The sequence below is a fragment of the Lysinibacillus sp. FSL R7-0073 genome (genome assembly GCF_038009065.1).
GTDB classification, from domain to species: Bacteria; Bacillota; Bacilli; order Bacillales_A; family Planococcaceae; genus Lysinibacillus; species Lysinibacillus fusiformis.
Genome location: NZ_JBBPAS010000001.1, coordinates 4,605,731 through 4,625,027 on the forward strand (window position 1 = coordinate 4,605,731; position 19,297 = coordinate 4,625,027).

Here is a 19,297-nt window from a genome sequence, read left to right on the forward strand (position 1 = left end):
TGATTTATTAAAAGAAAAAGCCAGGCAGGGCGTTAAATCCTGCCCGGCTAATTTGAAAAATAAGTTTGACCTTATTCACCTTTGTGAATTTTGGTTTCCATTATTCAAAAGACTCTACTGGCTCTTCTTGAGTATCTGGCTGTGGTGCGATGTTAAGTGCATCAGCTGGTTGAAGATCTTCTTCTTCGTCTAAATCACGAAGCTCTACTTCTTCATCATTAACTGTTAACATCTTAACGTCCATACCAAGAGATTGAAGTTCTTTAATCAATACTTTGAATGACTCAGGAACGCCTGGCTCTGGTACACTTTCACCCTTAACGATGGCTTCATATGTTTTTACACGACCAACAACGTCATCGGATTTAACTGTTAAGATTTCTTGAAGGGTATAAGCAGCACCGTATGCTTCAAGTGCCCATACTTCCATCTCACCAAAACGTTGTCCACCAAATTGCGCTTTACCACCAAGTGGTTGCTGCGTAACAAGTGAGTAAGGACCAGTTGAACGCGCGTGAAGTTTATCGTCAACCATGTGAGCAAGTTTGATCATATACATGATCCCAACAGATACACGGTTATCAAATGGTTCACCAGAACGGCCATCATACAGGATTGTTTTACCGTCACGGTTCATCCCTGCTTCTTCCATTGTTTCCCAAACGTCTTCTTCATTCGCACCATCAAATACTGGTGTTGCCATGTGGACGCCTAGGTAGCGAGAAGCCATACCTAAGTGTAATTCTAAAACTTGTCCGATATTCATACGAGAAGGTACACCAAGTGGATTTAACATAATATCTACAGGCGTGCCATCTGGCATGAATGGCATATCTTCTTCTGGCAAGATACGAGAGATAACCCCTTTGTTACCGTGACGTCCGGCCATTTTGTCCCCAACGCGAATTTTACGTTTTTGAACAATATAAGCACGAACTAATTGGTTAACACCTGGTGGTAATTCATCGCCATCTTCACGGTTAAATACTTTAACGTCCAGAATGATACCGCCAGCACCGTGTGGTACACGTAATGATGTATCACGAACCTCACGAGCCTTTTCACCGAAAATAGCATGTAATAAACGCTCTTCAGCAGTTAATTCTGTAACCCCTTTTGGCGTTACTTTCCCTACAAGAATATCACCATCGCGTACTTCCGCACCGATACGGATAATACCACGTTCGTCTAAGTTACGAAGTGCATCTTCCCCGACATTCGGAATATCACGAGTGATTTCTTCCGGTCCAAGCTTTGTATCACGAGACTCTGATTCATATTCTTCAATATGAACAGATGTATAAACATCGTCTTTTACAAGACGCTCACTCATAATAACTGCATCCTCATAGTTAAAGCCGTTCCAAGTCATGAATGCAACAAGTACGTTACGTCCAAGAGCTAATTCACCTTTTTCCATTGATGGACCATCTGCTAAAATATCGCGAGGCTTCACACGTTCGCCAACTTTCACAAGTGGACGTTGGTTATATGAAGTACCTTGGTTTGAACGAATAAATTTTTGTAATTTATATTTTGTTAAATCGCCTTTAACCTCTTTGCCGTCTACAACTTCAATGCGGCGAACATGGATAGAGCGAGCCTCAACGTGCTCAACAATACCATCATACTTCGCTACTACAGCTGCGCCAGAATCACGTGCATCCACATGTTCCATACCCGTACCTACGAATGGGGCTTCTGGGTTAAGAAGTGGAACTGCTTGACGTTGCATGTTGGCACCCATAAGTGCACGGTTAGAGTCATCGTTTTCTAAGAATGGGATACACGCAGTCGCTGCAGAAACTACTTGTTTAGGAGATACGTCCATGTAGTCCATTTGAGCTTTATTGAATACTGTGTTATCACCACGGAAACGACCTACTACTTCATCATTTGCAAAACTACCATCTGGATTTAATGGTGAGTTTGCTTGTGCTACGTAGTAGTTATCTTCTTCATCAGCTGTTAGGTAATCAATTTGTTCCGTTACTTGACCTGTTTCGTGATCAATACGACGGTAAGGTGTTTCGATGAAACCAAATTTATTTACTTTAGCGAAAGAAGATAATGAGTTGATTAAACCAATGTTTGGACCCTCTGGTGTCTCGATTGGACACATACGGCCATAATGAGAGTAGTGAACGTCACGTACTTCGAAACCAGCACGCTCACGTGTTAAACCACCAGGCCCTAATGCAGATAATCGACGTTTATGCGTTAATTCTGCTAATGGGTTTGTTTGGTCCATGAATTGTGATAATTGAGAGCTTCCGAAGAACTCTTTAATTGACGCAATTACTGGACGGATATTAATTAATTGTTGTGGTACGATAGCCGCTGTGTCGTTAATAGACATACGTTCACGTACTACACGTTCCATACGAGATAAACCGATACGGAATTGGTTTTGCAGTAACTCACCTACAGAACGTAGACGACGGTTACCTAAATGGTCAATATCATCTGTTGCTCCTACTTGATAAAGCAGGTTGAAGAAATAGCTTACTGAAGACAATACGTCAGCAGGTGTAATATTTTTCACTTCTTCATCAATATAGGCATTACTAATGATATTAATTTCTTTTTGTGCTTCATCTTTCGGTGCATAAATTTTAATAGATTGGATTGTTACATCATCCTCTAGTACTCCACCAACTTGTGATAAAGTACGGAAACCAATACCTTTTGAAGAATCTTCTAGGTAAGGTAGGATTTTATCTAAAGTACGGCGATCAAGCACTGTACCTTTCTCTACTAAAATTTCGCCTGTTTCTGGGTCTACAAGCGTTTCAGCAATCGTTTGGTTGAATAAACGATTTTTAATATGAAGCTTTTTATTCATTTTGTAGCGCCCAACATTCGCTAAATCATAGCGTTTTGCGTCGAAGAAACGAGAGTATAATAAACTTTTCGCGCTTTCAACTGTTGGTGGCTCACCTGGACGTAAACGCTCGTAGATTTCTAAAAGTGCTTTTTCAGTACTTTCAGAGTTATCTTTTTCTAACGTATTACGTAAATACTCGTTATCACCGATAATATCGATAATTTCTTGGTCTGAGCCAAAACCTAATGCACGAAGTAATACGGTTACTGGTAACTTACGAGTACGATCGATACGTACATAAACTACATCTTTTGCATCCGTTTCATACTCTAACCATGCACCACGGTTTGGAATCACTGTAGCTCCAAAACCTTTTTTACCGTTCTTATCCGTTTTATCATGGAAATACACACTTGGTGAACGAACTAATTGTGAAACGATGACACGTTCAGCACCATTGATAATGAACGTACCTGTTTCTGTCATTAATGGGAAATCACCCATGAAGACATCTTGTTCTTTCACTTCGTCTGTTTCTTTGTTGTAAAGACGTACTTTCACGCGTAATGGAGCTGCGTAAGTTACATCTCGCTCTTTACACTCATCGACATCATATTTAGGATCACCTAATGAATAATCGATGAATTCTAATGAAAGATTACCTGTAAAGTCCTCGATCGGCGAAATGTCACGGAACATTTCACGTAAACCTTCTTCAAGGAACCACTCGTAAGACGCCGTTTGAATCTCAATCAGATTTGGAAGCTCAAGCACCTCTTTAATACGCGCAAAGCTTCTACGCTGGCGGTGTTGTCCGTACTGAACTAGTTGACCTGTCAACTCATTCACCCCTCAATAAAGCGATATTAGGTCTTTGCAAAATCATACAAATAGTGTATGATTTCGAAAGACAAAAAGAAAACGAGTCTTCAAAAAGATCTCATTTTCGGTTAACTAAACTTATCTTGGCAAGTATACCCATATCAAAACAACTCTATACAAAAAGGGCATACGACCTCAAAATAATATTTTTGCATTGTATCATATTATCATAGCCGTTTTGTCAAGTCAATAAATTATACATATTTCATTTATTTTTTTGCACGTACAATCCAGTATCCTTTTTTCTTCTCGACAACATCGACTTCGGAAAATTTACCTTCTAGGTAACTTACTGTCGATGGCGCTCCTTGTTTCTTCTGAATCACTACCCATAGCTCTCCAGATGACACTAGTCTATCATAAGCTCCATCGTAAAAGCGGAAAATCGTTTCCTTCCCTGCACGAATTGGTGGATTCGTTAAGATAGCTGCTGCTTCTATATCTTTATCAACCATCGATAGGCCGTCACTCACAAATATTCGCACATTTTGAACACCGTTCACTTGCGCATTTTTTTGCGAAAGCGCAACTGCACGTTCATTTATATCCATCATACAAACGGTACGGTCTGGATTTGCTTTGGCGATGGATAACCCTATCGGCCCATATCCACAACCTATATCAAAAATTGCACCATCAATATTAGGCATTTGAAAAGCGTCTATTAAAACACGGGATCCAAAATCTACTTCGCTTTTACTAAATACACCTGCATCCGTTTCAAATGAAAACGTATGCCCTAGTAATTTGAATGTCCAGTGACGAGGTTTACTCTCAGTTTGAGGATTACTTGTATAATAGTGATCTGACATTTTCACGCCTCCTCAGAATGAAGAAAAAAGCTCGCCAATATGACGAGCTTTCCTTTTGTTTAAAAGTAACGCGAGATTACTTAACTTCTACAGATGCGCCAACTTCTTCAAGTTTAGTTTTGATTTCTTCAGCTTCATCTTTAGAAACGCCTTCTTTAAGAGCTTTAGGAGCGTTATCTACTACTTCTTTAGCTTCTTTAAGACCTAAACCAGTGATTTCGCGAACCACTTTGATTACTTTAATTTTTTCTGCACCAGCAGATGCTAATACTACGTCGAATTCTGTTTTCTCTTCAGCTGCAGCAGCACCGCCAGCAACTACTGCTACAGGAGCAGCAGCTGTTACACCGAATTCTTCTTCGATAGCTTTTACTAAATCGTTTAATTCAAGAACTGTCATAGCTTTGATAGCTTCTAAGATTTGCTCTTTGTTCATTATAATTTCCTCCTAATTGGATAATGTTTTATTTTTTGCGGTCAGGCCGCGGAAGTTGTTGGACGTATTAAATTACGCGCCTTGTTCTTCTTTTTGTTCTGCAACAGCTTTTGTTGCAAGTGCGAAGTTACGCACTGGAGCTTGAAGTACAGATAAAAGCATAGAAAGTAGACCTTCGCGTGATGGAAGTTCTGCAAGTGCTTTAACATCTTCAACAGAAGAGATTGTACCTTCGATAATACCAGCTTTAATTTCTAAAGCTTCGTTTTTCTTAGCGAACTCGTTGATGATTTTAGCAGGCGCTACAACATCTTCATTTGAGAACGCAATTGCGTTAGGACCAACTAATACGTCGTTGATTCCTTCAAGACCAGCAGCTTCAGCAGCACGACGAGTTAAAGTGTTTTTGTATACTTTGAACTCAACGCCAGCTTCACGAAGTTGTTTACGAAGCTCTGTTACTTGTGCAACATTAAGACCACGGTAATCCACTACTACTACAGAAGAAGCGTTTTGGAATTTCTCAGTAATCTCTTGAACTTGTACTTGTTTGTTTTCGATTGCTTTGCTCATGATGACACCTCCTATTAGAATGGGTCATTTATACCGACAAAAGAAAAGCCCCTACGTCAAATAGACACAGAGGCTGAAAGTCATCATCTTTAAATAAGAATCTGAATTCCGATGTCCTCGGTAGGAACATTAAGTGACAAGTCACTCCTACTGTCTACGGTACAAATGGATAATTCACAACAGCAATAATCATATCATGTAATCATTGCTGTTGTCAATATATATATTTAAATTATTTTACTACTACGTTAGCAGCGTCAATTTTAACAGCTGGACCCATTGTAGTTGTAATATTTACAGATTTCATGTAAGTACCTTTAGCTGCAGCAGGTTTTGCTTTTTGAACTACATCAAATACAGCTAAGAAGTTTTCTACTAATTTTTCTGCAGAGAAAGAAACTTTACCGATAGGCGCGTGGATGATACCGGCTTTATCAGCACGGTATTCTACTTTACCAGCTTTGATTTCTTCGATAGCTTTTGTTACATCGAAAGTAACTGTACCAGTTTTAGGGTTTGGCATTAAACCTTTAGGTCCTAATACACGGCCAAGTTTACCAACTTCACCCATCATGTCAGGAGTTGCTACGATTACATCGAAATCAAACCAACCTTGTTGGATTTTTTGGATGTACTCTGCATCACCTACATAATCAGCACCAGCTGCTTCTGCTTCTTTAAGTTTTTCACCTTTCGCGAATACTAATACGCGTTGAGTTTTACCAGTACCGTTTGGTAGCACTACTGCACCACGGATTTGTTGGTCGTTTTTACGAGTATCAATACCTAAGCGGAAAGCAACTTCTACAGTAGCGTCGAAGTTTACTGTGCTAGTTTTTTGAGCAAGTTCGATTGCTTCTTGTGCACTATATAGTGAGTTACGATCAATTAATTTAGCTGCATCTTGCAGTTTTTTACCTTTTTTAGCCATTATATATTTCCTCCTTGATTGTGGTTATAGCGGATTTTACCTCCCACGAATAAAGGTTGCGTGTTCACAAAGAAACTTCGCAACCTTCCAAAAAACAAAACATCAAGTAACTGGGATTAGTCTTCGATAACAATACCCATGCTTCGTGCAGTACCTTCTACCATTAACATAGCAGCTTCTACTGAAGCAGCGTTAAGGTCTGGCATTTTAGTTTCAGCGATTTCGCGAACTTTATCACGTTTAACCGTTGCCACTTTTTTACGATTTGGTTCACCAGATCCAGATTGGATACCAGCTGCTACTTTAAGTAGAACTGCTGCAGGTGGAGTTTTTGTAATGAAAGTGAAAGAACGGTCTTCGAATACTGAAATTTCAACTGGAATAATAAGACCAGCTTGATCAGCAGTACGCGCATTGAATTCTTTACAGAATCCCATGATGTTCACACCCGCTTGACCTAATGCAGGACCAACCGGTGGAGCTGGGTTAGCTTTACCAGCAGGGATTTGAAGTTTTACAACTTTAATAACTTTTTTAGCCACGAGACACACCTCCTTAAGTCCGTGATGTGGTAATTGGGTTGCCCCTCCCACTCAATATCTGTCTGTCAGCTAAGTGCCGATAACATTAAAATTATCATTACAGACGTCAAACAAAAGTATGACAGTCTGACCTTTGAAATGATACCACTTTTAATTTTTTTAAGCAAGTGGTAATTAACAAAATCTGCGAAACATCTACCAATTGGCATGTCACAGTACTAGTAATTGTACTATAATTTTTGAATTTGTTCGAAGTCTAGCTCCATAATTGTTTCGCGACCAAACATATCAACAGATACTTTCACTTTTCCTTTCTCTGTGTCAATTTCTTCAACACGTCCTTGGAAATGAGCGAATGGCCCTTCTAATACTTCAACTGCTTCACCAATAGAGATATCTACTTCGACAACTTTATCAGTCATACCCATTTGCTGTAGTAGACGATCCGCTTCTTCAGGTAGTAAAGGTGTTGGTTTTGCTCCTCCACCAGATGACCCGATAAAGCCTGTTACACCTGGCGTATTACGCACTACATACCAAGAATCATCTGTCATTATAAGCTCTACTAATACATAACCTGGGAAAACTTTACGCATCATTGTACGCTTTTTCCCATCCTTCATTTCTGTTTCCTCATGCTCAGGAACAATCACTCGGAAGATTTTATCTTGCATTCCCATTGTTTCTACACGTTTCTCTAGGTTTGCTTTTACTCGGTTCTCATACCCTGAATACGTATGAACAACATACCAATTTTTCTCCATAACTACTAGGACTCCTCGTCCGTCCCTCCCTTACAAATAAAAGTGAAAATGAATCGCGATATGCTAGATGCATTCCTTACCCTTTTCACAAACATCTCATATAGACACTGCAGCCTTTACCTATTAAGAATAGCCTGATGATATGTATCGAAACTAGCATAGTCATCTATTGCTACTATCATACTTATCATAATGAGATTATCTTACTACCATTCACTTCACCCATAGCACTTGCCCATAAAGATGGAATTGTCTGCTGAATGAAGATAAAACAAACGAAAAAACCCGTTATTGCAATGGACGGGCTATTTCATAAGTATTAACATGCTATTTACTAAATTATAAATCTAAGTACCAGCGGAATAATGATGAAACACCTAAGTCAACTAACACAAAAAATAAAGCCATAATGACAACAGTTGAAATTACAACGACTGTATATTTAGTCAGCTCTTTACTTTTTGGCCAGCTTGTTTTGCGCATTTCTGACATTACATCACTGAAAAAGCCTTTGATCTTGCCCATTCTAGCTTAACCTCCGAATCAATCAAATCTGTCTATTTACATATCATTTTATAGCGTTTGTTTATGCACTGTATGTTCATTGCAATGCGAGCAAAATTTCTTTAATTCGAGGCGTACAGTAGAGCCTTCTTTAGCCGGGAACGTGTAATTTCTCGATCCACATTTCTCGCAATTTAGCACGACTTTTTTTGCCATATACTCACCTTTTTCGGCACTTTGTCTTTTTAAGACTAACACCTATATTTGTCAATGTCAATAAAGCCTATGCCCTCTAAGACATTTCCTCAAGGACTAAATGTCGCTCTAATTTACGCTTCACTCGCTGCAAAGCATTATCAATCGATTTCACATGACGATTTAATTTTGCAGAAATTTCATGATATGATCGGCCATCTAGATATAGAGCTAAAACCTGTAACTCTAGTTCACTTAAAATCTCACTCATTTTCTCTTCTAAATAACCAAACTCTTCTCTATGAATTATTAATTCTTCTGGATCATCCATGATAGCGCCTGTTAAAACATCCATTAGCGTTCGGTCTGATTCTTCATCAAAAATGGGCTTGTCCAAAGAAATATAAGAGTTAAGAGGTATATGCTTTTGCCTAGTAGCCGTTTTAATAGCGGTAATAATTTGCCTTGTAATACATAGCTCAGCAAAAGCTCGGAAAGAAGCTAGCTTGTCCCCTTTAAAATCACGAATCGCTTTATATAAACCGATCATGCCCTCTTGCACAATATCTTCCTTATCGGCACCAATTAAGAAATAGGATCTAGCCTTCGCTCTAACTAACAAACGGTATTTCGTAATTAAATAATCCAACGCATCTGTATTACCTTGATGCACCATTTCAATAAGTTCTTCATCATTGAATCGTTCAAAATCTTGTGTCACTTGTACAATGCTATTTTTAAACATGGTATCACCTCAGCCACAACAGATAATTAGGAACAGTATAACGGAATTGGAAAATATGCGTCAATCAATCATTTCAATCCACGTCTCCATTTTTCGAATGCTATCGCCACATCTGGCTTTAATTCTATACGTGAAGGTGGTCTACTTTCTTGTTTCCTTTTCACATCGTGTGATATTTTATGCTGGATAATGCTTGTATCTATTTCTAGTTCTCTAGCTGATTTTCTCAAGGCTCCATTACCAAAGATAACACTTTGCTCTGCCATATCGGAAGTTGCTACGTGTATTTGTACGTTTCTAGCCTTAAGTTCATGCGTCATTTTTTCAATACGCTCATCTGCCGTTTCATTTTTCCGAGTATAAATGACTTCAACATCACTTTCTAAATAAGATTGCTCTACACCTGGAACTAGATGTGCGTCAAAAACAATGATCACGCGCCAACCCATAGCTGCTTTATATTCAGCCATAAGTTCTATCAACCTTTTGCGAGCATCCTCAAAATTTGTATCCCGCAATGGTCGAAGCTCTTTCCAGGACCCAATCATATTATAGCCATCAACTAGCAAAATGTTTTTCATTGTTACTCAATCGCTTCTTGACGTTTACGATACACTTCGTACATTAATAGCGCTGCAGCTACTGAGGCGTTCAGTGATGTCACATGTCCTACCATCGGTAAATGATACAAGAAGTCACATTTCTCTTTTAATAAACGCCCCATTCCCTTACCTTCACTACCGATAATGATAGCCAATGGTAATGTTGCATCCATTTTTCGATAGTCTACAGAGCCCTTTGCATCTGTACCAGCAATCCATACACCTCGTTCTTTTAGTTCATCTACTGTTTGAGCTAAATTGTTTACACGGACCACAGGAACGTGTTCAATAGCGCCTGTTGATGCCTTCGCCACGACAGCTGTTAAACTCACTGAACGGCGCTTAGGAATAATAATACCATGCGCTCCTATTGCATCAGCTGTTCTCATAATAGAACCTAGATTATGTGGATCTTCAAGCTCATCTAAGATTAAGAAAAAAGGATCTTCTTGTTTTTTTGCGGCTGCAGCAAATAAATCCTCCAGTTCAGCATACTGATAAGCTGCAACAGAAGCAACAATCCCTTGATGATTTGCACTTGATAATTGGTCGACTTTCTTTTTCGGAACAAACTGAACGATCACTCCGCGTTCTCGAGCTAGATCTAGCAGTTCGTTGACACCCGATTTTTTTACACCCTCTGCAATCCATACTTTATTCATATCGCGTCCTGAACGAAGTGCTTCTAACACTGGGTTTTTACCTGCAATAATTTCTCCATTCTGTTCTGTCATTATTTCTACACTCCTTTCGATTCCTCGATGATTTGAATAGCATATGCAATGATTTCATAGACGCGTTCAAGTTCATTTAATAAATATAAACTACCAAGTACCGCTTCAAAGCCTGAGCTATTTCGATAAGTTTGAACATCTGTATTTTTTGGTACAGAGCCGGACTTGGCATTACGTCCACGGCGGAACACTGCCAACTCCTCCTCTGTTAAATAATTCTCATCCATCATACGATGCACAATCATAGATTGTGCTTTTGCCGAAACGTAACTTGTTGCCTCTCGATGAAGTGTATTCGGTTTAACTCGACCTGAACGTAGTAAGTGTTCTCGTATCTTTTGCTCCAATACAGCGTCACCCATATAGGCTAACGCCAACGCATTTAATTGCTTAACATCTTCATTGCGAAGTTTATCCAACTTAATTACCCTCGTTTCCATCTAGTTCCTTGTCGCGTATCTTCTAAAATGATACCTTGGGCTTGCAAATGGTCACGAATCTCATCAGAACGAGCAAAATCACGATTCTTTCGTGCCTCTACACGTTCTTGTAGTAATGCATCAATTTCTTCGTCTAATAATTCTTCTTCTTTTGCAAATTTAATACCTAAGACGTCACCTAGTACTTCGAAAGTTTCAATAAAAGTTTCTAACACTTTCTTGCAAGTATTCGTTTCGTTTAAATAAATATTAGCAATACGAGCTAACTCAAATAATACCGAAATCCCGTTAGCCGTATTAAAATCATCATCCATTGCCTCTTCAAATTGCGCTTTTTGTTCAGAAATTTTATTAAGCCACTCATCTGAGTGATCGCCTAAGCTTACAGTAGTCGTAAGGCGATGCTTCACATTGTTGTAGGCTGTACGAATGCGCTCTAAGCCAGCTGCAGCTGCCTCTACTAAATCCTTCGCAAAATTAATGGGATGACGATAATGTACAGACAACATAAAGAACCGTAGTACTTGTGGATCAATTTGTTTACGAATATCATTCACCAGAATAAAATTCCCAAGAGATTTAGACATTTTTTCATTATCTATATTAATATAACCATTATGCATCCAATAACGTGCAAATGTTTTATCATTATGAGCTTCTGATTGTGCAATTTCATTTTCGTGGTGTGGGAAAGTTAAATCCTGTCCACCAGCGTGAATATCAATAGTATCTCCTAAATGCTCACGAGCCATTACAGAACATTCAATATGCCAACCAGGACGGCCATTGCCCCAAGGACTTTCCCAGAAAATTTCACCTGGTTTCGCTGCCTTCCATAAAGCAAAATCTAATGCATCATCTTTTTTCTCGCCAGCTTCAATACGTGCGCCAATTTTTAAATCATCCACTGATTGATGTGATAATTTACCATAGCCATTAAACTTGCGTGTACGGTAATATACATCACCAGCTGACTCATAAGCATAGCCTTTTTCAATTAAGACTTGGATAAACTGAATGATATCAGCCATATGCTCGGTAACACGTGGATGAACATCTGCCTTTTTGCACCCTAATGCAGTAACATCTTCATAGTACGCAGCAATAAAGCGCTCTGTTAACTCATGCACTTCTTCACCCAGCTCATTGGCAGCCTTAATAATTTTATCGTCTACATCCGTAAAGTTGGATACAAACTTTACATCATAGCCTTTATATTGGAAATAGCGACGTACTGTGTCATAAACTATAACAGGACGTGAATTCCCGATATGGATATAGTTATAAACGGTAGGACCGCAGACATACATTTTCACTTTGCCTTCTTCTAGCGGTACGAAGGTTTCTTTTTGTCGTGATAATGAGTTAAAAATTTGAATACTCATTGTGTCTCTCTCTCCTTTTGTAAGCGTTCAATTTCTTGCTTTAATTCAATGATCTGCTTCTCAAAAGCTTGACAGCGATCTTCTACTGGATCAGGTATATTTTGATGATCTAGCTTTTTCTCTAGACGAACTCCGTCCTTAATCACTATTTTACCAGGTATACCGACCACGGTGGCATTTGGCGGCACCTCTTTTAAAACAACTGACCCCGCACCAATTTTACTATTCTCGCCAATTGTAATAGAGCCTAATACTTTAGCGCCCGTTGCTACAAGGACATTATCCTCTAATGTAGGGTGACGTTTCCCTTTTTCTTTCCCTGTGCCCCCTAGAGTTACACCTTGATACAATGTAACATTATCACCAATTTCACATGTCTCACCAATGACAACACCCATACCATGGTCTATAAAAAAGCGGCGGCCAATTTTCGCACCAGGATGAATTTCAATACCCGTAAAAAAGCGGCTAATTTGTGAAATGGCACGAGCCATGAAATAAAAACGTTTTTTAAAGAACCAATGAGCCACTCGATGTGCCCATGTGGCATGCAAACCGGAATATGTTAATACCACTTCAAAAACACTACGCGCTGCTGGATCATTCTCAAAAATGGTTTCCACATCTTCTTTCATCCTTTTAAACACAAAAACTCCCCCTTTTTATGTTGGTCTTGCTCAAATTCCTAGAAATCCTTCACACAGAGCTGTCACTGTAGTCAATTTTCTTTAGAATTCTCTGCCTAAGATGATGTGGCATGTTTGTTTGAAATGCATCCCTCTTCATCAATGAATGAAGATAAAATAAAAACGCCCCTATCATCCCTAAAAGGAATGACAGAGACGCTTGAATTTGCGTGGTTCCACTCTGATTGAAGGCAAAAAGCCTCCCACTCTGGACGTTCTTTAACGAGAACGAATCGATAAAGCCTACTATCGTTCAGCTTTATGCTCAAAGGTGCATTTCAGTTTTGCCTAGACTCAGACCACTTTCAGCCGGTGATGGTCCTCTCTTTAGAGCATGCGCCACTTACTTCTCCTTATCAACGCTTTACCAATGTAAATACATTTTACAACGAACGAATCAATTGTCAATGAATTTCTATTTATTGCGCAAATTTTTCTACACGATCAATTGCTTTCTCTTTACCAATTAAGCAAATAGCATTTGGGAGCTCAGGTCCATGTGTTTCACCCGTTGTGACAACGCGGATTGGCATAAATAAATTTTTACCTTTATGACCTGTTGTTTTCTGCACAGCTTTTATAGCTGCTTTTACTGCATCTGGCGTAAATTCTTCTAATTCTTCAAGTTGTGTCTTGAATGCAGCCATTACCTCAGGTACTTGTTCTCCTGCTAAAACAGCTTTGGCTTCTTCATCATATTCAATATGGTCTTTAAAGAATAGGCTAGATAATTCAACAATCTCTGAACCAAAGCTCATTTGGTCATGGTAAAGCCCAATTAAATCCGTTGCCCATGCATGTTGCTCCGCTGTAAGTTCCTCTGGTAAGAGTCCAGCTTTTTGTAAATGTGGTAAAGATAAAGCAACCACTTCTTCTAAAGATAGTTTTTTAATATATTGATTATTCATCCATGTCAACTTTTGTTTATCGAACATAGATGGTGATTTAGAAAGACGCTTTTCATCAAAGATTTTAATAAATTCTTCTTTAGAGAAAATTTCCTCTTCCCCTTCTGGAGACCAGCCAAGTAAAGCAAAGAAGTTGAACATTGCTTCTGGAAGATACCCTAAATTCTTATACTGAGTGACAAATTGAATAATGGATTCATCACGTTTTGATAGCTTTTTACGGTTTTCATTAATAATTAATGTCATATGACCGAAGCGTGGATACTCCCAACCAAATGCATCAAAAATCATCATTTGCTTTGGCGTATTAGATAAATGCTCTTCTCCACGGAAAACATGTGAAATCTCCATAAAGTGATCATCTAGAACTACAGCATAGTTATATGTTGGAATTCCGTTTGCTTTTACAATTACCCAGTCACCAATGTCTTTAGATTCAAATGTAACTTGGCCACGGACTAAATCTTCAAAATCATATGTTACATTTGCTGGTACGCGCATACGAATTGTGTATGGCTCACCTGCTGCTTCTTTAGCTGCAACTTCCTCAGTAGATAGATGACGGCATGTACCATCATAAGTAGGAGCTGCTACACCTCTTGCTTTTTGTTCCTCACGAGATGCTTCCAGTTTTTCTGAAGAACAGAAGCATTTATAGGCTGCACCTTGCTCTAATAGCTTTTCAGCGTGCTCTTTATAAATATCAAGACGCTCCATTTGACGATAAGGCGCATAAGGTCCACCAATATCAATGGACTCATCATATTCAATACCTAACCATTTTAGGTTATCTAGCTGAGATGCTTCTCCACCCTCTACATTACGTTCAATATCCGTATCTTCAATACGTACAATGAATTTACCGTTATGATGTTTTGCATATAAATAATTGAATAATGCTGTACGTGCCCCACCGATATGTAAAAAACCTGTTGGAGATGGCGCGTAACGAACGCGAACTTCTTTCGTCATATTAAAAGCCTCCTAAATTTTCGATCAAAATTGACTTTGTTCATTTTACCACTCTGTAACTGGAAATAAAAGCGGAGTTCACTCACATTTACTTCTTAATCAAAAGAATCGTTGCCATCGCTGCTATACCTTCCTCACGACCAGTAAAACCTAGACGTTCAGTTGTAGTCGCTTTGACATTTACCTGTGACGGCTCAGCATGTAATAATTCTGCAATACGATTTTGCATTTGCTCAATATATGGTGCCATTTTTGGTCGTTGAGCCATAATTGTACAATCCACATTCCCTAGAATATATCCTTTATCCTCAACAATTTTCCAAATGTATTCTAATAATTTGGCTGAATCCGCGTCCTTAAAAGCTGGATCTGTATCTGGAAAATGACGTCCAATATCTCCTTCTCCAATTGCTCCTAGCGCTGCATCTGTCACTGTGTGTAATAAAACATCTGCATCTGAATGTCCAACTAATCCTTTTTCATGTGGAATAGTAATACCACCGATAATTAATGGACGCCCTTCTTCAAATGCATGTACATCAAAACCTTGTCCAATTCGAAACATATGATAGAGAGACTACGTTAGCAATACATGTGGATTTTATTGCTCCTAGTTTGCCTATAATGCAGTCTCATTCACCTTCCTTCACTTTTATCTATTTACTCACTATTATACCCTCACATTTTAACATATTTCCTAGGAAATTGAGCTGATAGCAAATAGTGAGCATTTTCTTGTACCGTTAGATCTATTACACCTTACCACCTTGATTGCTTCTAGTTTTTTCAAGCTAACAAATCCTTATTCACATTGGTGTCGCGCGCCATTATTACAACAAGCATTTGAACGACAGCTAAAAAACAAGCATATCCTCTTCGTCATTTCTTGCTACATTAATATAAAATCTCATTAGCAACTATCACTAATGAGATGTTTAAACTAATAACTATTCGTTTAGTTGCAATGCGCGTTTTCGTAAAATAGCTTCTCCGAATAGTAAATCCTCTTGCGTCGTCATTTTTACATTTTCGTAGCTGCTTTCTACAATATGCACCGTGTGACCAAGACGCTCGACTAGCATCGCTTCATCGGTACCAAGAAAACCTACTTTTTCAGCAATATCCTCTGCCTCAACAATTAAATCAAACCGAAAGGCTTGCGGCGTTTGAATCATCCATAGGCTGTCGCGATCTACCGTTTCCTCAATGACACCATTTCTAACTTTTTTCATTGTATCTTTCGCTCGGACACCTGCAATAGCTGCACCAAAGTCGTGGGCACTTTGAACAAGATTTGCAATAATATCATGTGTAATAAAAGGCCGTGCCGCATCATGAACAAGCACAATGTCTACGTGTTGCATTTCCTTCATACATGAATGTACAGAATGCTGTCGTTCAGCACCACCATCAGGTAAACCTTTGACTTTCGTAATGCGATATTCATCGAGCAATTCTTGAATATAGATACGCTCCTCCGGTTTTACCGCGAGCCAAATACCTGTGCAAAAGGGATCTTGTTGAAAGACCTCTAACGTGTGTATCAGTATAGGCTTCTTTAAAAGTTTTAAAAATAATTTATTTTGTCCTGCCCCCATACGTTTACCGCTTCCTGCGGCAGGTAAAACTACTTCATACTGCATTTTTTTCACATCCTAATCGTCCTTCGGCTTCGCAAATATCATACGACCAGCTGACGTCTGCAATACACTCGTTACTGTTACTGTTATGGCCTGTCCTATAAAGCTACGACCGCCCTCCACAACAATCATCGTACCATCGTCTAAATAAGCGACCCCTTGATTATGCTCTTTCCCATCCTTAATGACTACCACCTGCATATCTTCACCTGGAATCATGACAGGTTTTACGGCATTCGCTAAGTCATTTATATTTAATACTTTCACATGATGTAGCTCACAGACTTTATTAAGGTTAAAATCGTTTGTGACGATCTGAGTATCGCTACCCATTTTTTTTGCCAGTCGTACAAGTTTTAAATCTACCTCTTGCACATCCTCAAAATCCTCATCTGTAATCTCTACATTTGTCTTACGTTCGTCCTGTAACTTTCTTAATATATCTAAACCTCGACGTCCTCTTGTACGCTTTAATGTATCAGAGGAATCGGCAATATGCTGAAGCTCTGTAAGGACAAACTGAGGCACCACTAGTACCCCTTCGATGAATCCTGTTTCAGAAATATCTGCGATACGACCATCAATAATGACACTTGTATCTAATAATTTGTAACTTCCTCGCACTTCTGGAATTTCAGCACCCTCAGCAGCTTTTTTCTTCGTATGATTACTACGTAAAGTAAAAAGCTGTATTAATTCATCCCTTTTTCTAAAGCCTAGACGGAAGCCTAAATATCCTAATACAAATGACAGGATAATAGGGAGCACCTCTGTAACAAAGGGGACCTTTACACTATTAATAGCAAAGCCTAAGAAATACGCTACAATTAGCCCTATTATTAGGCCAAGCGTACCGAATAATAAATCTCCGACAGGGACCTTAAACAGGACCTCTTCCATCCAGCTAATGAGTTTCACAAAATAATCGGAAAACGCAAATGACAATGTAAACAGTAAAAGCGCTCCTAATGCTACTGATACGTAAGGATTATCAAGCCAAGGATTAGATGATAAATGAAGCAATTCGTATAATGGCGGTAAGAAAACAAGGCCCAACGCTCCTCCAATCAGTAAAAAAGCAATTTGAACAAATTTTTTCACAAGCTGTCACCTCCTATTGTTAGTTAAGATTATACATAGTTTACCGTAGAAAATCCTTCATCAGCCCATCAAATTATCATTATTTAATCTCTATTTTCCATCACACCTTCACCATGCATTAACTAGGACGCCTATCCCTTTACTTGAGTTTCCTCTTTTTCCGTCAAAAATGAAGGAAATGCATGTCAGAATACTATCTAACATGCATGGTTTTTCCTATAACTCTCTAAAGCAGGCATTTAATGCATCCTTTATCGTTTCTACCCCGATAATTTCAATCCCTTGTGGAAAATCCCATCCACCTATATTGGATGTAGGAATGAATACTCTTTTAAAACCAAGCTTCGCTGCTTCAATGACACGTTGCTCAATACGGGATACTCGACGCACCTCTCCTGTCAGACCTACCTCACCAACAAAGCAATCCGTTGCTCGCACAGCCTGATCCTTAAAGCTAGAAACGATGCATGTCAGAACAGCTAAATCGATAGCGGGTTCGTCCAATTTTACACCACCAGCAACTTTAATATATGCATCCTGTGCTTGTAGCATGAGGCCCATACGCTTTTCAAGTACGGCCATCAGCAATTGCACTCTATTTTGATCAACCCCAGTTGCCATCCGTTTAGGGTAATTAAAGCTGGTAGGCGTCACAAGCGACTGAATTTCAACGAGAATTGGCCTTGTTCCCTCCATTGAGGCAACAATCGTGGAGCCCGCTGCTCCTTGTGAACGCTCCTGTAAAAATAGCTCAGATGGGTTCAAAACCTCTTTTAGTCCACCCTGTAGCATTTCAAATATAGCAATTTCATTTGTAGAGCCGAAACGGTTCTTTTGACTTCGTAAAATACGATGATTATGATGTCTTTCCCCTTCAAAATACAGGACTGTATCCACCATATGCTCTAAAATACGAGGCCCTGCAATTTGCCCCTCTTTCGTAACATGCCCAACTAAGAAGATCGCAATTCCTTTAGTCTTAGCAATTCGCATAAGCTCAGCTGTACACTCACGGACCTGCGAGACACTACCTGGCGCACTTGTTACCTCTGGATGAAAGACGGTTTGAATGGAATCGACAATGACAAATTTCGGCTGTACTTCCTCAATCGTTTGATTCAAAAACTCAAGATTTGTTTCGGAATAAATGTATAGCTCTTGTGAAATTACCCCCAAACGCTCCGCACGTAGCTTCGTTTGACGGATAGATTCCTCACCAGAAATATAAAGTACACGATGACCTTTATTGGAAAGCAAAGCTGAAACTTGTAGTAATAATGTGGATTTCCCAATCCCAGGATCACCACCTATTAATACTAGAGATCCCGGCACAATACCACCACCTAATACGCGGTTCAGCTCGCCCATTTCTGTCGCTACACGGGACTCTTCACTAGCTTCCACCTGAATAATAGGAATTGCCTTTTGAGTAACTGTAGCGGAATGCTGGAATGCCCCACGTGGTCCTTTCGCAATAACTTCTACTTCCTCCACCATCTTATTCCATTCCCCACAGCCTGGACATCTTCCCATCCATTTTGCCGATTCATAGCCACAGCCTGAACATACAAATTTCGTTTTTTTCTTAGCCAACTTTCCATCACCTCGAATATTTGTT

General features: G+C 39.2%; 20 protein-coding genes and 2 other annotated features. All 20 genes read right to left on the reverse strand.

Translation table 11 applies throughout. The features are described 5' to 3' along the window. Nucleotides 1-100: 100 nt before the first annotated feature. The 20 genes from rpoB to radA all read right to left on the reverse strand — a co-directional run bounded on the left by rpoB (nucleotide 101) and on the right by radA (nucleotide 19,272). On the reverse strand, nucleotides 101-3,676 hold the full coding sequence (rpoB, locus tag MKY88_RS23245) for a DNA-directed RNA polymerase subunit beta (protein ID WP_175423096.1): 3,576 nt from the start codon (nucleotides 3,674-3,676) through the stop codon (nucleotides 101-103). 242 nt (nucleotides 3,677-3,918) lie between these two features. Beyond that, on the reverse strand, nucleotides 3,919-4,521 hold the full coding sequence (locus tag MKY88_RS23250) for a class I SAM-dependent methyltransferase (protein ID WP_025116452.1): 603 nt from the start codon (nucleotides 4,519-4,521) through the stop codon (nucleotides 3,919-3,921). A gap of 76 nt (nucleotides 4,522-4,597) precedes the next feature. Beyond that, complete coding sequence (gene rplL, locus MKY88_RS23255; protein WP_012296079.1) at nucleotides 4,598-4,957, reverse strand: 50S ribosomal protein L7/L12; 360 nt, start codon at nucleotides 4,955-4,957, stop codon at nucleotides 4,598-4,600. A gap of 72 nt (nucleotides 4,958-5,029) precedes the next feature. Next, nucleotides 5,030-5,530 carry a 50S ribosomal protein L10 gene (gene rplJ / locus MKY88_RS23260; RefSeq protein ID WP_025116453.1) on the reverse strand — a complete coding sequence of 167 codons (501 nt, stop codon included), beginning with the start codon at nucleotides 5,528-5,530 and terminating at the stop codon, nucleotides 5,030-5,032. Between the two features lie 32 nt (nucleotides 5,531-5,562). Continuing rightward, nucleotides 5,563-5,708 (reverse strand) — a sequence feature (ribosomal protein L10 leader region). A 54-nt stretch (nucleotides 5,709-5,762) separates the two neighbouring features. Further along, entirely contained in the window at nucleotides 5,763-6,461 is a 699-nt protein-coding gene (gene rplA / locus MKY88_RS23265; RefSeq protein WP_031416727.1) for a 50S ribosomal protein L1, read from the reverse strand. Nucleotides 6,462-6,577: 116 nt separating this feature from the next. Next, nucleotides 6,578-7,003, reverse strand: coding sequence for a 50S ribosomal protein L11 (gene rplK, locus MKY88_RS23270; RefSeq protein WP_004233593.1), 426 nt, complete (start codon nucleotides 7,001-7,003; stop codon nucleotides 6,578-6,580). 230 nt (nucleotides 7,004-7,233) lie between these two features. Next, nucleotides 7,234-7,767, reverse strand: coding sequence for a transcription termination/antitermination protein NusG (nusG, locus tag MKY88_RS23275; RefSeq protein WP_036121629.1), 534 nt, complete (start codon nucleotides 7,765-7,767; stop codon nucleotides 7,234-7,236). Between the two features lie 339 nt (nucleotides 7,768-8,106). Beyond that, complete coding sequence (gene secE / locus MKY88_RS23280) at nucleotides 8,107-8,292, reverse strand: preprotein translocase subunit SecE (protein WP_069483207.1); 186 nt, start codon at nucleotides 8,290-8,292, stop codon at nucleotides 8,107-8,109. Nucleotides 8,293-8,340: 48 nt separating this feature from the next. Next, the gene (gene rpmG / locus MKY88_RS23285; protein ID WP_075807303.1) at nucleotides 8,341-8,487 is read right to left on the reverse strand and encodes a 50S ribosomal protein L33; all 147 of its coding nucleotides are present in this window, start codon (nucleotides 8,485-8,487) and stop codon (nucleotides 8,341-8,343) included. A 76-nt stretch (nucleotides 8,488-8,563) separates the two neighbouring features. Then, a complete protein-coding gene (gene sigH / locus MKY88_RS23290; RefSeq protein WP_025116456.1) occupies nucleotides 8,564-9,211 on the reverse strand; it encodes an RNA polymerase sporulation sigma factor SigH in 648 nt (215 codons plus the stop codon). A 68-nt stretch (nucleotides 9,212-9,279) separates the two neighbouring features. Then, the gene (locus MKY88_RS23295) at nucleotides 9,280-9,792 is read right to left on the reverse strand and encodes an NYN domain-containing protein (RefSeq protein WP_008181857.1); all 513 of its coding nucleotides are present in this window, start codon (nucleotides 9,790-9,792) and stop codon (nucleotides 9,280-9,282) included. A gap of 2 nt (nucleotides 9,793-9,794) precedes the next feature. Next, complete coding sequence (gene rlmB / locus MKY88_RS23300; RefSeq protein ID WP_008181856.1) at nucleotides 9,795-10,547, reverse strand: 23S rRNA (guanosine(2251)-2'-O)-methyltransferase RlmB; 753 nt, start codon at nucleotides 10,545-10,547, stop codon at nucleotides 9,795-9,797. 5 nt (nucleotides 10,548-10,552) lie between these two features. Continuing rightward, nucleotides 10,553-10,987 carry a Mini-ribonuclease 3 gene (locus tag MKY88_RS23305; protein WP_175423095.1) on the reverse strand — a complete coding sequence of 145 codons (435 nt, stop codon included), beginning with the start codon at nucleotides 10,985-10,987 and terminating at the stop codon, nucleotides 10,553-10,555. Beyond that, nucleotides 10,972-12,372: a cysteine--tRNA ligase gene (gene cysS, locus MKY88_RS23310; RefSeq protein WP_069483205.1), complete on the reverse strand. Its 1,401-nt coding sequence runs from the start codon at nucleotides 12,370-12,372 to the stop codon at nucleotides 10,972-10,974. Before cysS ends, MKY88_RS23305 begins: the two co-directional genes overlap by 16 nt. Next, nucleotides 12,369-13,019 (reverse strand): serine O-acetyltransferase EpsC, encoded by a 651-nt coding sequence (gene epsC, locus MKY88_RS23315; RefSeq protein WP_258269695.1) that lies wholly within the window; start codon nucleotides 13,017-13,019, stop codon nucleotides 12,369-12,371. The genes cysS and epsC overlap by 4 nt, the downstream gene beginning before the upstream one ends. 188 nt (nucleotides 13,020-13,207) lie before the next feature. After that, nucleotides 13,208-13,427, reverse strand: a binding site (T-box leader). 50 nt (nucleotides 13,428-13,477) lie between these two features. Beyond that, nucleotides 13,478-14,938, reverse strand: a complete 1,461-nt coding sequence (gltX, locus tag MKY88_RS23320) for a glutamate--tRNA ligase (protein WP_340814763.1) — start codon at nucleotides 14,936-14,938, stop codon at nucleotides 13,478-13,480. Between the two features lie 88 nt (nucleotides 14,939-15,026). Further along, complete coding sequence (ispF, locus tag MKY88_RS23325) at nucleotides 15,027-15,503, reverse strand: 2-C-methyl-D-erythritol 2,4-cyclodiphosphate synthase (protein WP_025116461.1); 477 nt, start codon at nucleotides 15,501-15,503, stop codon at nucleotides 15,027-15,029. A 382-nt stretch (nucleotides 15,504-15,885) separates the two neighbouring features. Continuing rightward, nucleotides 15,886-16,581, reverse strand: a complete 696-nt coding sequence (gene ispD, locus MKY88_RS23330; protein WP_328201489.1) for a 2-C-methyl-D-erythritol 4-phosphate cytidylyltransferase — start codon at nucleotides 16,579-16,581, stop codon at nucleotides 15,886-15,888. Between the two features lie 12 nt (nucleotides 16,582-16,593). Next, on the reverse strand, nucleotides 16,594-17,679 hold the full coding sequence (locus MKY88_RS23335) for a PIN/TRAM domain-containing protein (protein WP_340814764.1): 1,086 nt from the start codon (nucleotides 17,677-17,679) through the stop codon (nucleotides 16,594-16,596). Between the two features lie 216 nt (nucleotides 17,680-17,895). Next, the gene (radA, locus tag MKY88_RS23340) at nucleotides 17,896-19,272 is read right to left on the reverse strand and encodes a DNA repair protein RadA (protein WP_340814765.1); all 1,377 of its coding nucleotides are present in this window, start codon (nucleotides 19,270-19,272) and stop codon (nucleotides 17,896-17,898) included. Between the last annotated feature and the right edge of the window lie 25 nt (nucleotides 19,273-19,297).